Raw genomic sequence first — 15,400 nt, forward strand, 5'->3', positions numbered from 1 at the left:
AGTTAGTAGAACTCAGCCCCTTTTAGTTTTTAATTCTTTGATTTTAACTCCTCAACTCTTTCCCGTATGACCGAAGCCGCCTGCACCACGCTCCGTATCATCCAGCACTTCCACTTCCTGCCATGTAGCTTGTTCGTGGCGTGCTATTACCATCTGCGCAATGCGTTCTCCGTCTTCTATCACAAAAGTCTCCGACGAAAGATTTACAAGGATAATACAAACCTCTCCACGATAATCGGCATCAATCGTTCCCGGAGAATTCAGTACGGTGATACCTTTCTTGATAGCAAGACCACTGCGAGGGCGCACTTGTGCCTCAAACCCCGGTGGCAGGGCAATATATAATCCTGTAGGCACCAGGCAACGCTGCATCGGAGTTAAAGAAATAGGTTCTGAAAGATTAGCACGGATATCCATTCCTGCGGACAATTCGGTGGCATAAGCCGGAAGCGGATGTTTCGATTTATTAATGATTTGTACGTTCATGACAATAATTACAAATTACGAATTATAAATTACGAACTGCCGCTATTTCAGTATTTAATAGCAGTTCTTCTTTTTTAATTGGGCGAAAATACAGCTTTTAAAGCAAAATAGTGATACATTTGCAGTTAAATAATAACAAAGGGCAAATGTCCCCCCTCTTTTGCCATTTATAATTTGTAATTCATAATTCGTAATTATCGCCATGAATTGGAACACCCTCATATCTGCCAAACGTTTCGGGCTGGAAGAGTTTCACCAGGAGCGGCACGAAAACCGTTCGGAATTTCAGCGGGATTATGACCGTCTCGTCTTCTCCGCCCCCTTCCGCCGCTTGCAGAACAAAACACAAGTTTTTCCCTTGCCGGGTAGTATCTTCGTACACAACCGTCTGACGCATAGTCTGGAAGTTTCCTGCGTAGGCCGTTCGTTGGGAAATGATGTCGCTAAAGCCATTCTTACCCGTCAGCCTGAATTGAAAGATTCGTATTTACCCGAAATTGGTTCTATCGTATCGGCAGCCTGCCTGGCACACGACTTGGGGAATCCTCCCTTCGGTCACTCCGGAGAACGAGCCATCTCCACTTTCTTCTCCGAAGGAAAAGGTATGACTCTAAAAAGACAACTGTCCGCAGAGCAGTGGGAGGACCTGATACACTTCGAAGGAAATGCCAATGCTTTCAGATTGCTTACCCATCAGTTTGAAGGAAGACGCAAAGGAGGATTCGTATTAACCTATTCCACCCTGGCCAGCATCGTAAAATACCCCTTTTCATCGAGTTTAGCAGGTAAGAAATCAAAGTTCGGCTTCTTCACCACAGAGGAAGATAGTTTCCACCGGATAGCCGAAGAACTGGGTATGAAAAAGCAGAATGAAACTCCACTGAAATATGCCCGTCATCCGTTGGTTTACCTGGTAGAGGCGGCAGATGACATTTGCTATCAGATGATGGACATTGAAGATGCCCACAAACTGAAGATACTTACCACACAGGAAACACAAGATTTACTTCTTTCCTATTTCACCGAAGAACGTAAAACGCATATGCTCAAAACGCTGAAGCTTGTCAGCGATGTCAATGAGCAGATTGCCTATCTGCGTTCCTGCGTCATAGGACTGCTCATCCAAGAATGTACCCAGGCCTTTCTGAATAATGAGGAAAAGATATTAAAGGGGGAATTTGAAGGAAGCCTCATCAAGCATATTTCCGAATTGCCAGCCGGTGCTTATAAGCACAGTGCAGATATTTCGTTAAAGAAAATCTATCGCTCGCGTGATGTACTGGACATCGAACTTGCCGGTTTCCGTATCATCAGTACTTTGCTCGATCTGATGATCGATGCCGTCTGCTCACCGGAAAAAGCTTATTCACAGTTGCTCATCAACCGGGTATCCGGCCAATACAATATAAAAGCACCCGTACTCTACGAAAGAATACAGGCGGTATTGGATTATATCTCCGGCATGACAGACGTCTATGCACTTGATCTCTATAGAAAGATCAACGGAAACAGTTTGCCGGCAGTATAAGTTGTGCTTCAGGCACAATTATCATCTACTCGGAAAGAACACTTTATTAGCCCCGGAGGTAAGTTTGCAAGCCTCCGGCTCATTCTCGATGAATGACTGGATATGGCGGATACGCTTTTCTGCCAGAATCTCATCCACAGCAATCAGAATTCCCGTTTCTTCCACATCGCCGAAACCATAGTTAATGGCAGTACCGAACATACGCATCGTCGGACTCAAACTCATATAAGCATTTACCAACGGCGGAATATTGTAGCCTAACTTACGTATCTCGCAATTCAGTATTTTATAGTCCTCCTTAAATGTCTTCTTACAAAACAAAGCAGCCAAATCAGCCTCTTTAGCTTCCATTTCAAGCGGTTTCATCGGAGTAATCAGATTATCTTTATCCTCAAAGTGCTTCTTCAAAAAATAAAGAATCATGTCGCGTCCCTGACGATGATAGCTCGGATACATAGTCACTTTACCGAAAAAATACTTAACATTCGGCATAACTACCGTTAACGCACCCAAACCATCCCATAGGTTATCCAGCGCAAACAAGCCTTTGCTACCAGCACGGGTGGACTGATACTCTACCGTAACAAACGAACGTCCTAACTCAATTGTAGTGGGAAGGTACTCTTTCAGGAACTTTTCAGAGAAATTGAACATGTGGGCTGTAGCCAGAATAGGGGCACCCTGTTCATCGAACCGAACGTCCGTACCAAGGATATAACGATAACCACCTAATATTTCTTCTGCTTCAGGGTTCCAGACAATCAGCTGTTTGTAGGGATTATCCATGATATCGTATTCATCGATATCCAGCGGTTGTCCTGTACCTCCACCTGCCGCACGGAAAGCAATCTCGCGTAAACGCCCGATTTCTTTCATAATATTCGGAGAATCCTGAGCTGTAATGATATAAATCTGATTATGGCTCTTATTCGTCATACGCAGACGCTTCTCTTCGGTCAGTTCCGCTTTCAGAAGTTCCTTACTAATAGGTTCAATAATCTCTTCCATATTTTTATGTTAGTAGTTCTTTAATTCACTTTATCACCTTGTCACTTTACCACCTTATAACTTATAGACAATGTCTTTCACATAAGCCGCCCACTCGACAGGAGTCTTTGACTTATCAAAAGTCCGCCAGGAAATAGGTTTTCCGATGGTAACAGTAAACGTTTTATGACGGTTCTTCAGCATCTCATCGGCAAGGTAGAGCATGGCTATGTTAATTTTGATGCCCAAAAATTTGCAGACGTTAGCCAAATTATAAAAAAAGTTCGAATTCCGGCCTTCAAAATGAATGGGGACAACGTCGCGTTGTGCCTGCACACTCTTTACGATAAAGGTCTTCTTCCAATCCAGATCACGGATCACTCCATTCTGACGCCGGGAGCACAATCCGGCAGGGAACATAATCAACTGATCATTCGATGCAAAGCCCGCTTCCACCATTCTCGGAAAATCTTTCGCCTGTTTTCCGGTTTTATTAATAGGTATACAAAGAGGAGCTAATCCTTGCAGATTCATCAGCAGGTCATTCACCATATACTTCACCTTACCTTTATAGAAACTACCCAGCACATATCCCAAAGCCACACCATCCTGGCCTCCCAACGGATGATTGGAGACAAAGGTGTACAATCCTTCAGTCGGTAGATTCTCTTCTCCCTTCACCACAATATCGGCATCCAGAAATTCCAGGCAGGCTTTTAAGAAGTCCACACCTACCTTATCCTTCGATTCGCGCAGGAAAACATTCAGTTCTTCCTGATGAACGATTCTTTTCAGATAAGAAACCACGAATTTAGGGATATATTTATAGTACTTCGGAGCCTTTTCCCGGAGCACTTTATCAATATCAATCAAAAATAAAGAGTCGTCAGCCATTCTTTTTAAGATGAAATGATTGCGCAAAATTAACTCATCTTTTTAATTATACGCAATAAAATCGGTGAAAACTGCACCCAAAAACAAACAAAAGGCACCCAAAAACTATCAATTGATAGTTTTTGCCCTAAAGATTGCTCAAAATGCGTCCGTCAGAGTTAGGGAACTTTCGTAAAATTGCAACATCAAAAGTCAAACAAACGAATAATTATAATAAAAAAGGAGAACGATATGAACAGTATTACATTTCAAAAGGATTTGCTCGGAGTACAAGACGATTTATTACGTTTTGCATATAAACTAACCTCCGACCGTGAAGAACCTAACGACTTACTCCAGGAAACCTCTTTAAAGGCATTAGATAACGAAGATAAATACATGCCCGACACTAACTTCAAAGGATGGATGTACACCATCATGCGCAATATCTTTATAAACAACTATCGGAAGCTGGTTCGCGACCAGACCTTCGTAGATCAGACTGATAATCTTTATCACCTCAATCTGCCTCAAGAGTCCGGATTCCAAAGCACCGAAAGCGCTTACGACTTAAAAGAGATGCACCGTGTTGTAAATGCATTGCCACGCGAATATAAGATTCCATTCTCTATGCATGTATCCGGGTTCAAATACCGCGAGATTGCAGAAAAACTGGGATTACCCTTAGGTACAGTAAAGAGCCGCATATTCTTTACACGCCAGAAGTTGCAACAGGAACTGAAAGACTTCAGATAATCTGTGTTGCAGGACAAAAACAGCTATTGCCCCATATAACCTAAACCGATAACGTTCAGATATGAAAAAGTGTTCATGAAGAGGTCAGAGCCTACTTGCATGAGCACTTTCCGACCACCCGAAAACTATCAAAATACCACCTAAAAACTATCAATTGATAGTTTTCCCCCTAAATATTACCTGAAATCCGTCTATCGGAGTAAGGTAACTTTCGTAAAATTGCAAAGTCAAAAGGCAAAACAAAAGAATAACTATTGAAAAGGAGAAATGATTATGAACAACAGTATTACATTCCAGAAAGAATTGCTCGGAGTACAAGATGATCTATTACGCTTTGCATACAAATTAACCTCCGACCACGAAGAAGCAAATGACCTACTCCAGGAAACCTCTTTAAAGGCATTAGATAACGAAGATAAATATGCACCTGATACTAATTTCAAAGGATGGATGTATACCATCATGCGCAATATCTTTATCAACAACTACCGCAAGGTGGTTCGCGACCAGACTTTCGTAGATCAGACAGATAATCTCTATCATCTGAACTTACCGCAAGATTCCGGCTTTGAATGTACGGAAAGCGCATACGACTTGAAAGAGATGCACCGCATAGTAAATGCATTACCCCGCGAATACAAGATTCCATTCTCCATGCACGTATCCGGTTTCAAATACCGTGAAATCGCAGAGAAGCTGGGATTACCACTCGGAACAGTGAAAAGCCGTATCTTCTTCACCCGACAGAAGTTACAACAAGAACTGAAGGATTTTGTTTAAGAGAAAAGAAAAAAATCTGCAAAACCAATATATAGTATAAATTTTTAGTTGTGTTAGAGAGAATATGGGCAGACTGGAACAATATCCAGTCTGCCCTTTCTTTATATCCCCTCGCTCCATACCCGAACCGTATCCGAACCGTACTTGCTCCGTACATTCTTCGGTCAGAAGTACCTCTGTACGGAGAAACTACGGACTTGGTACGGAGCAAGTACGACTCGGGTACGGTGTAGGTAGATATTTGACTAATAATATTTCGGAGCAGGAGGATTTTCACCTTTATAATCTCGATTCGTATAAACGCGTATCCAATCGATGTACATGGCAGGTTTGGCATCTTTTTTCCATTCGGAAGGAATGATAGCACCAGGCCAGGCATTCGGGTTCGTAGAGATACCCGTACTGAAAATCAGGAAGAAGCCCAGCGGATCACTCCAAGGCCAGTCGGTATTACCATCAGCACCTTTGTGATGCTCAAAATAGGCTTGTCCGTTGACACCTCCTACAATGCGGTCGGGATACCACTCCAGCCAATAGATATTCCATTGAGACATATTGGCAAGATTGATGGAAGAAGTGACACTACCACCACCGCCTACGACACCGGCATAGTGGTTTTCGGAATGAAGCGTGAAATGAGCACAATCGTTCAATGTCTTCTTGGGATTCTCCAAAAGATCGATCTCACCATTCTTCGGCCAGGGACGGTTATTGTTTCCCATAAACCAGAGGGCATCATTGAAACCGACATAAGGGGTACGTTTGAAACGTATCTCAATACGCATATTTTCAGTAAAGTTACACCAGAACTCCTTACTGCCAGGAAGTGAGGTGCGATAGCAACCGTGGGAATACTTCACTTTCTTACCGAAGCGGTTGTCTATCGAGTCTTTCTCCTCTATACTCCAGATGCGCAAAACTCCATCCTCTACTTTTGAACATTTCCGGTTATCAACCTTTGCCGTACGTGACATATGCAAGCCTCTATGTTCTACAAATCCAAGCGGCAGTCCCTTTTTCGTATCTTTATCATTAAACTCATGTGCTGTATAAAAAGACCATCCTTTCATTTTAGGATGCATATCGCCCTTCTTCAAGTGCAGGACATCCTCCGGATTGTCATACACCAATGTTTCATCATCTTTCGGCAATATCCTCTCTACGTCTTCTCCATCGGGATAGGGAACAAACTTGCCAGTAGTTTTCAGAATAGGCATAGTGGCATGTTGAGCTCGCAAATAGTCACTCAAAACTTTGGTCAGCTCCTTCACTTTATCCGGATAGCGTGCAGACAAATCATGCTGTTCGGAAATATCATCGTTCAAGTTGTACAGGCAACCGCTGCCGGTTTCGTAATAATGAATTAATTTCCAGTCACCTTTCACAACGGCACTTTGCGGAGCACCAATCGTTTGTATTCTCTCACCCCAATTATTCGGATAATGGAAAAATAAAGCACGTTCTTTTTCTCCAGTCTGTCCCTTCATCTGCGCCATAAAGCTATGTCCGTCAATCTGCTGTGGTGTCTGATAATCATGTACTCCAGCTATTTCCAACAGAGTCGGAAAGAAATCTTCAATAATGACTGGTGTATCATTCATGGTTGAGGGGGATGTTACATTCGGATAATAGACGATCATCGGTTCGCGAATTCCTCCTTCTTTCAAGGAACCTTTTCCTTCACTCAATGGAGCGTTTTTATCGGCACGGCCTATTGTATAGCCACCATTATCCGACATGAAAATAATAACTGTATGATCTGCAATGCCTTTCCGGTCTACATAGTCCATCAAATCTCCTAAGCTCTTGTCCATGCCCTCCACCAAGGCAGCATACTGCGCCTCTTTATGCGGGAGCCCTTTATCCATATACTTCTGATAGAAACGTTTATCTGTCCCGAAAGGCGCATGCACGGCATAATGACTCATATAGAGGAAAAAAGGTTTAGACTGGTCAAGAGCCTTATCCATAAGCCCTTTTGCCTCCAACGTCAAAGCCTCAGTAAGAAAAGTATCTGTTCCATGATACTTTTCCAAATCGGGCACAGCCCATATCGTTGCCCATTCCGGTCTACCGGAAGCACCATATCCTTCTTCTCCCAAATAACTGCCCATAGCACCGGCTGCATGACCAGCTATGTTATAATCAAAACCGATTGCCAATGGATTGGCAGCAGGTGTATCTATCGAGCCGAAATGAGCTTTACCTACCATCATGGTAGTATATCCGTTTTCACGAAGCAATTGTGGCAGGCACTTTGCATAAAAAGAATGTTCCAACCCGGGTTCAGGACACAGACCATTATAATTCCATGCTTCAAAATCCAGCGTTTCATTTTTCCGGTCAGTCGGTGTATCTTTCTTCAACGTCCAGTTCGTTACTTTGTGCTGGGCAGCATTTGCTCCCGTAAATAAACTGACACGTGAAGGAGAACTGATGGAGCATGCATAAGCGTGTGTAAATCTGACACCTTTCTTTGCCAAACGCTCCATATTAGGGGTTTCATAAATATAATTCAGTTCGGTGGTATCATTCCAAAACGGTAAGGAAGTATCTTGCCATCCCATGTCATCCACCAGAAAAAGAATAATATTAGGTTTCTGCTGAGCTATGGCATTACCTGAAAGCAATGCCATAGCAGCTATAGAGAGTATCGAATTCTTCATAACACTACTTTGTCAGGATACCGACTTCACCGACCGTTACAACATTTTTATTATTTATCTCCGACAATGGTTCCAGCTTGAAATAACATGCAGGATATGTTTTGCCAAACCGTACAAAGTAAGGCACAGGATTGTGCATGATATTGCTGAACTCACCGCTTGCTTCACATTTAGTCCATGACTGACCATCAAGACTGACGTAGAAAACATACTTATAGATAGTTCCCGTTAAATCTTCTTCCAGAGAGGGAGCATAACTGAAACCATTCACACTCACTTCATGTCCCATATCGACTACCAATGGCGTAAGTGCGGAAGCACGCCAAACCGTTTTCCGGTCCCCATCAATAGCCTTACGGGAATCTGCATTGCCACCAACCACCTGCCATCCATCGACAGGTACATCGCCGAGTTGTACTTCTTCATTCTTATCTGCAAGAGGTTCTGCATAGAAAAGACCGACCGCATCAACATTAGCCACACCACGGGAAGAGCGAATGGTTACACGAATGCGCTCCGGACGAGTATCAGAGAAACGTACAAGACGTTTATATCCTACTGTTGTGCCTTCTGCCATATGAATCCAGGAACCATCTTTATACGCTTCTACAAGGAAACTTTCAATACGTTGCCCTTTGGATATATCTTCCTGAATCATGAAAGCATTTACCAACGCATCTTTCTGTATATCATATTGACGAACTGTACCGGAAGTTCCATGCCATGCCTCGTTTCCTTTCAGCACATAATTACGGGCAAAAGTTTTCTTTAAATAACTGGAAAATTCTTTCAGCCGCTGCACATCATTTTCATTGATCAACCCACGAAGGTCGGGCGGAATATTCAATAATAGAACGGAATTATAGCCTACTGATTTGAAATAAATATCCGTCAGATGATTTAAAGACTTCACTTGCTTGTCCTGATCGGCATGATAAAACCAACCCGGACGGATGGAAACATCTACCTCAGAAGGATACCAGAAAAGTTCGGTAGCGCGAGCCACTATATCACGTCCGCCTAAGTCCTTTGCCTTGCCGAAGATACCCAATTCTTTATTCTGTTCGCCGGAACGAGGATAAATACCCGGAGTCAGAGCTGTAGCACTCCATTCTGTTTCACGACCGATACCTTTTTCATTGCCTACCCAACGAACATCATCACCCATAATAGCAGTAACTGCTTTAGGTTGCAGGCGACGAATGGTTTTCAATATGGCATCCCAGTCATAGATTTGTTTTTTGCCGTTAGGACCTTCACCGTTGGCACCGTCAAACCACACTTCATGGACTTCACCGTAATTGGTAAGCAATTCGGTCAGTTGCTCGATGAAGAACTGGTTGTAGGCAGGAGAATCACCATAGCAAGAGGCATTACGATCCCACGGGGAGAGGTAAACTCCAAACTTGATGCCATACTTCTTGCAAGCATCCCGCAGTTCACGTACCACGTCTCCCTTTCCACCTTTCCAGGAAGAAGAGGCTACGGAGTGACGAGTAGTTTTGGTAGGCCAGAGACAGAAGCCATCATGATGTTTGGCGGTGATGATAGCCATCTTGAAACCGGATTCTTTAAGAGTCCGCACCCATTGTTCGCAGTCCAGCGAGGTAGGATTAAAGATGACAGGATCTTCAGTACCATCTCCCCACTCTCGTCCGGTGAAAGTATTTACACCGAAATGCAGGAAAGCGGTCAGTTCCATACGCTGCCACTCCAATTGTTGCGGAGTGGGTACAAGGCGTGAAGCCATTTCTATCTTTTCCGCAGCTGTAGCATCAGCGGGAAAAGCAACGTGCTTTTCATAATAAGTTTCTTGTGCCTGCAATCCGGAAAGGATTGTAAGACTGAAAACTGTAGTTAGAATCAGGTTTTTCATGCTATCTTATGTTATAGGTTTCGATCTATTTCAAAGGACGGATTGCAAACCGGAATGTGTAATCCCGCACAGGTACACGATACTGCGGCAATACTCCAGGGCCACAGGTAGCCGTACCGACTCCTGCCTGTGCTGCATCCAGATGAACAGTTATCACTCCTTCGTGCCGTAGTTGATTGATATGCGTTGCCGCATCCAGATTCTCATCCGTAAAAGGAATCACACTAAATTGGAACGAGGCATCGGAACGGAATGTCAGCCCCTCACCTGCCTCATCAGCAAGTTGCATCCAACGGACATCCGTACGATTACCCGTTGCTTGCGGACGAACATAATAGTGAAACATGCGCTCCACATCGGTATGATAAATACCTATTTTACCGGATTGATTACGATCCATATAAGTTTCATGCTCTCCACGCCCCAGATAAGACACCTGACTGTAAGCATCGGGCATTTCAAAAGTAAGCCCTACACGCGCCAGTGAGGTGATAACGGTAGTATCCGGCACGAAGTGTGTCTGTATATCCAATTCACCGTTTTTCTTTAATGTATAGATGAAAGAAGCGGTTCCCACTTTTTCACCACGGACATTCAATAATTCCACTTCGGCACGTCCACCGCGGGTAGAGGTCTTCACGGTAAGGGCACGCTGTGTCAACTGATCCAACCCGGCTTTCTTCCAGACTTTGGCCCCTCCTACTTTTTCACGGTTGTCATTATCCGTCACCGGACGATAGAGGCTCAATGTAACAGGGGAAACCAGTAATTCTTTCCCATTATAAATATAAGAGCGAAGCGCCCCTGTTGCCGGATCTATATTCATTTCCACCTTACCCGAAAGTTTAGTTTCCGGAGTCCGGTAGTTCTTATTACCCGAAAGAACAAACTGGTCATAGGCTACTTCGTAATCCGTATTAATAAACGGAGCAACATCCACAGGCGTCCAACTTAAGTTCAGATAAGCTTCACGAACATCAGCAGGTAAACGTACAGCCCCCAGCGTAACTTCAACGGTGGCGTGTGGAGCGGCATCTACCCGACGAGTACCGTCAGCAATCACTTTCCCATGATCACCTACCACCTGCCAGTGTAAGGTATAAGCATTGAGATTCGTAAAATCATACCAATTCTTTATATTTAAAGTCAGGTTACTCTTATCAACTAATGTAGCCTTTATATATTGATATGCTTTCTTCACTTCCAGCAAATGCGGATGAGGTTCGCGGACAGCATTCACCAGACCATTGCAGCAAAAGTTCCCGAAACTGGGTACATTCTTCGGACCATAATCGCCACCGTAAGTCCAATACCAACGACCATCGGCATCTATTTCACGGAAAGACTGATCTACCCAATCCCAGATACAACCGCCCTGCACTATAGGTTCTGTTTCGAAAACATCCATGTATTCTTTCAATCCACCTCCGCTATTGCCCATAGCATGCAGATATTCAGTCATGATGAAAGGACGATACACTTTCGGTTCTGTCTGGCGGGCATAGGCCAGCAATTCTTCCACACTGCGGTACATACGGCAGTAGATATCCGTATTATAATTCTGTTCGGCACGCTCGTATTGTATAGGGCGGGTGGTTTCAATGGACTTCATCCAATCATATGTTCGTTCAAAATTGATTCCGTTACCCGCTTCGTTGCCCAACGACCAGATCACGATCCCCGGATGGTTCTTGGCACGTTCGTACATACGTTGCGTACGGTCCATGTGTGCAGGCAGCCAAGTGCTATCCTTTGCCAATGAAGCCGGGCCATACCCCATACCATGCGATTCGATGTTTGCTTCATCTATCACATAAAGGCCGTAACGGTCGCAGAGTTGATACCAGTACGGATGTGTCGGATAATGCGAGTTGCGCACAGTATTCAGGTTATGTTGCTTCATCAGGCGAATGTCTTCTTCCATCAGTTCTTTGCTGACAGTACGTCCCAACTGTGAATGTTCATGCCGGTTAGCACCTTTTATCAATATAGGTACCCCGTTGATACAGAAACGGCTATCCTTGATTTCGGAAGTACGGAAACCAACTTTGCAACCGGTCAGGTGTGTTATATGTCCTGCATCATCTTTCAACGTCAATATTAACGTATAAAGATTCGGATGTTCTGCACTCCAACGTTTTACACCTGGAAGAGACTGTTCGTCAAAGGTAATAAAATTACTCAAACCACGGCTCTTGACCGGTATTTCATTTTGTAATATTGTCTTTCCGGCAGTATCTTCCAGACTATATGCCAAAGTAGACACACCAGCCGCACTTCCTTCAACTGTTACATCAAGGCCGAAAATTCCTTCCTTATACTCTTTCTTATCCAAAGAAGAAGTCACTTTATAATCAGCTATAAACTGGCGTGGAGTACTGTAAAGATAGACATCCCGTTCAATGCCACTCAACCGCCACATATCCTGACACTCCAGATAGGAACCTGCACTCCAGCGATATACTTCAAGTGCCACGGTATTTTCTCCTTCCTGTACATAGTCCGTGATATCCCATTCGGCAGGAGTCTTTGAACCTTGGTTATAACCCAGCATATGTCCGTTCACCCAGATATAATAGAAAGAGATCACACCTTCACAGCAAATCACGATGCGACGGTCTTTCCAGTCAGCAGGAACCGTGAACGTACGGCGATAAGAACCTACTTCGTTCTCTGCATAAGGTACCAGCGGTGGATTCTTCTTGAAGTTGAACAAAGGATCATCAAATTCATAAGTTTCGTTCACATAAATAGCCGTACCATATCCCTGACGCTCCCAGTTACCGGGTACATCGATATCTGCCCATCCGCCCGTATAGAACGAAGGTTTATAAAAGTCTTTCGGACGATGATCGGGATTCTTCACCCAATGGAATTTCCATTTACCGTTCAGACTCATATAGTAAGGTGATTGCTCATAATTGCCTTCACCCGCAGCATCAGCATTCGCATAAGGCCATATATAAGTATGTGGTGCCAGTTTGTTTTTTCCGATAGCATACTGGCTCTGCCATTCCGGCTGTACAGTCTGTGCTATAGCAGGGATGATAAGCAGGCAAGTCAGACACAAGCTCAACAGGGTTTTCATGGTACTATATCTCATTTTTCTAATTTTCTATTCTATTATTATCTCATCAAAGTATATCCTCGCTTCCTGTCCCGGACGTACATGCGTGAAAGGACAGTCTCCTGCTCCACGGGCTACTACACGAACATAACGTGCCTCTGTCCCTATTTCAAACGGGATATCTTCTCTAAATACACCTTCACGGAAGATTTCGTTCTTTGTGTAGCTGCACTCACCCACTTTGCGATACTCCTTGTCATCACCCGAAATCCAAACTTCTATTTCAGCTGGTTTATGCACTGCCATGCCATAATTCGTAATAGAGCCTAACGTTAGTTTATTCACTAATTCCGGTTTCTTCAGGTCGAGGGTGAAAGTAACCGTATCGCTTTTCATCCAGGAGCACCATTCCTGATCGGTATATTTCTGACTTCCCCGTATCCCGTTTGTCAGCATATAAATATCTCCTGTACCGGCACTCTTAACAGGCTTTGCCGTCGCTTTATTCCAGATGACAGGCAACTCCAGCATTTGTCCCAATTGCTCGTTTCCGGCAAAGGTTGCTGCCTTAATTGTTTTGGCCTCTGTAAGCATCAACGGTTTTATATAAAGGGGTGATTGCGCAGTCGGCACACTGCCATCCATTGTATAACGCACCTGTGCATCAGGGCGAATACAATCCAGTTCTACTTGCAGACGACCCTCTTTTGGAGTTACAGTCTGTTGTATATTATACATGGAACGGGCATAGACAATGCCTTTTGCAGCCAAGTGTTCATTAAAGTGATCCATAGCTTTCAGGTAAGTGGCCCAGTTCTTGCGTGCAGGCTTCGTCCAGGCAACTTCCGCCAATGCCGACAGGCGGGGGAAAAGCAGGTAGTCCACATCTGCCGGAGAGTTACAGAACTCTGTCCACATACACGCCTGAACCCCCATTAGCAGAGATGCAGCCTGCGGTGTCCAGTCTTTCTGCACAGGTTCATAGTCATAGACATCTTTCAGGGTGTTATTTCCAAAATATGTAATAGGTTCGAACCATTGGGGACCTTGATAGCGGATGAGGTACAATATCCGGGCAGGAGTCATGATAAAGCGGTGACCCAATTCGGCAGCTTTCAGTGCAGCCTGTCCGTAACCTTGCCATCCAAGGATAATGCTCCCTTCGGGGATTCTGGCATTCGTCAGTTCATCCCATCCTATCACTTCACGTCCCTTATTCTGCACATACCGTGCTACCCGTGCCATGAAATAGCCTTGCAATTCTTCCGTATTCTCCAAATTCTCCGCTTTCATCCGTGCCTGGCACAACGGACATTCTTCCCAATGTGTCTTTCTCGCCTCATCACCACCTAAATGGATATATTTTGAGGGAAACAATTCGAGTACTTCATCCAGAATATCTTGCAGGAAAGTAAATACACTGTCATTTCCTGCACAAAAGATAACATCCGCATGATTCCCGCCTAAACCGGGCAATACACCGATAAATTTATCCACTACCGGACAGGACAGCAAAGGGTAAGCCGCCAATGCAGCATTACTATGTGCCGGCATTTCTATTTCCGGGATCACTTCGATATGCCGTTCCTGAGCATAGCGCACAATCTCGCGGATTCCATCCTGCGTATAGAATCCTTTTTCCACAGTAGGTTCACCCTGACGGGGATTACGGCGTTCGGGGAATGTCTTGCCCGGACGGTCTACACGACATGATCCTATTTCTGTGAGCAAGGGGTATTTCTTGATCTCAATACGCCAGCCATTGTCATCTACCAGATGCAGATGTAACTTGTTCAACTTCAGCATCGCCATGCAATCAATAATACGCAACAAGTTTTCCTTGGGGGAGAAAAAACGTGCCACATCTACCAATAGTCCCCGATAACCGAAACGGGGCTGGTCGGTGATAGTCAATGCCGGAACAGTCCAATCGACGTTCTCCGTCACTTGTTCACTTTCAATCGCAGAGGGAAGTAATTGACGGATGCTTTGAAGGGCATAATAGAAACCTTGCAGATCAGAGGCACGGATGGTTATCTTCTTAGCCGTTATCTCCAGTTTGTAAGCTTCACTTTTTAAGGTAGCGTCCGTCACCAGACAGACATCACCTTTCCGGCTATCTACCTTTATGCGGGGAGTAAAACCTGCCGCACGGGTAAAAAGGCCGGTGAACTGGCGCACTTGCTCAGCTTGTTCTTCATTCTCTACTGCGAAACTCGTCTTAGCGGAGAAGTGGAAGTTACCCGTACCCGGTACTAAACTCACCGGGCAGGGAACTAATGAAAAAGGTTGTGTCAAGTTATCAGCCTGAATGTTTGTTACTGCCAGGAACAGACAAAGCAGTACTGTATATATATATTTCATAAGGTCATAGCGTTTGA

Annotated in this window: 11 protein-coding genes; 4 read left to right on the forward strand and 7 right to left on the reverse strand. The window is 44.3% G+C overall.

The features are described from left to right. Positions 1-51 precede the first annotated feature (51 nt). A complete protein-coding gene (gene dut, locus BN161_RS09105; RefSeq protein WP_044265137.1) occupies positions 52-486 on the reverse strand; it encodes a dUTP diphosphatase in 435 nt (144 codons plus the stop codon). 202 nt (positions 487-688) lie between these two features. On the opposite strand from dut, the gene BN161_RS09110 reads away from it, so the two are divergent. Continuing rightward, positions 689-2,014 carry a deoxyguanosinetriphosphate triphosphohydrolase gene (locus tag BN161_RS09110; protein ID WP_044265139.1) on the forward strand — a complete coding sequence of 442 codons (1,326 nt, stop codon included), beginning with the start codon at positions 689-691 and terminating at the stop codon, positions 2,012-2,014. A gap of 21 nt (positions 2,015-2,035) precedes the next feature. Here BN161_RS09110 and BN161_RS09115 read toward each other — a convergent pair whose 3' ends face one another. Further along, positions 2,036-3,022, reverse strand: a complete 987-nt coding sequence (locus BN161_RS09115) for a GNAT family N-acetyltransferase (RefSeq protein ID WP_007210815.1) — start codon at positions 3,020-3,022, stop codon at positions 2,036-2,038. 54 nt (positions 3,023-3,076) lie between these two features. Further along, positions 3,077-3,895: a 1-acyl-sn-glycerol-3-phosphate acyltransferase gene (locus BN161_RS09120; protein WP_044265142.1), complete on the reverse strand. Its 819-nt coding sequence runs from the start codon at positions 3,893-3,895 to the stop codon at positions 3,077-3,079. Positions 3,896-4,126: 231 nt separating this feature from the next. Between BN161_RS09120 and BN161_RS09125 the strand changes: the two genes are divergently transcribed. The 3 genes from BN161_RS09125 to BN161_RS29400 all read left to right on the forward strand — a co-directional run bounded on the left by BN161_RS09125 (position 4,127) and on the right by BN161_RS29400 (position 5,643). Then, positions 4,127-4,630, forward strand: a complete 504-nt coding sequence (locus BN161_RS09125; RefSeq protein ID WP_044265144.1) for an RNA polymerase sigma factor — start codon at positions 4,127-4,129, stop codon at positions 4,628-4,630. 273 nt (positions 4,631-4,903) lie between these two features. Next, positions 4,904-5,410: an RNA polymerase sigma factor gene (locus tag BN161_RS09130; protein WP_044265240.1), complete on the forward strand. Its 507-nt coding sequence runs from the start codon at positions 4,904-4,906 to the stop codon at positions 5,408-5,410. 50 nt (positions 5,411-5,460) lie between these two features. Then, complete coding sequence (locus tag BN161_RS29400) at positions 5,461-5,643, forward strand: hypothetical protein (protein ID WP_125910785.1); 183 nt, start codon at positions 5,461-5,463, stop codon at positions 5,641-5,643. 12 nt (positions 5,644-5,655) lie between these two features. On the opposite strand, the gene BN161_RS09135 is transcribed toward BN161_RS29400, so the two are convergent. From BN161_RS09135 to BN161_RS09150, 4 genes are read right to left on the reverse strand one after another with little or no spacing between them, the layout of a single operon-like run. After that, positions 5,656-8,076, reverse strand: a complete 2,421-nt coding sequence (locus tag BN161_RS09135) for a sulfatase-like hydrolase/transferase (RefSeq protein ID WP_044265146.1) — start codon at positions 8,074-8,076, stop codon at positions 5,656-5,658. 4 nt (positions 8,077-8,080) lie between these two features. Next, the gene (locus tag BN161_RS09140) at positions 8,081-9,952 is read right to left on the reverse strand and encodes an alpha-L-fucosidase (protein WP_044265148.1); all 1,872 of its coding nucleotides are present in this window, start codon (positions 9,950-9,952) and stop codon (positions 8,081-8,083) included. 25 nt (positions 9,953-9,977) lie between these two features. Next, on the reverse strand, positions 9,978-13,040 hold the full coding sequence (locus BN161_RS09145) for a glycoside hydrolase family 2 TIM barrel-domain containing protein (RefSeq protein ID WP_044265150.1): 3,063 nt from the start codon (positions 13,038-13,040) through the stop codon (positions 9,978-9,980). Positions 13,041-13,067: 27 nt separating this feature from the next. After that, positions 13,068-15,383: a glycoside hydrolase family 20 protein gene (locus BN161_RS09150; protein ID WP_044265153.1), complete on the reverse strand. Its 2,316-nt coding sequence runs from the start codon at positions 15,381-15,383 to the stop codon at positions 13,068-13,070. Positions 15,384-15,400: the final 17 nt, after the last annotated feature.

Origin of the sequence: Bacteroides timonensis (genome assembly GCF_000513195.1) — a bacterium.
GTDB lineage: Bacteria > Bacteroidota > Bacteroidia > Bacteroidales > Bacteroidaceae > Bacteroides > Bacteroides timonensis.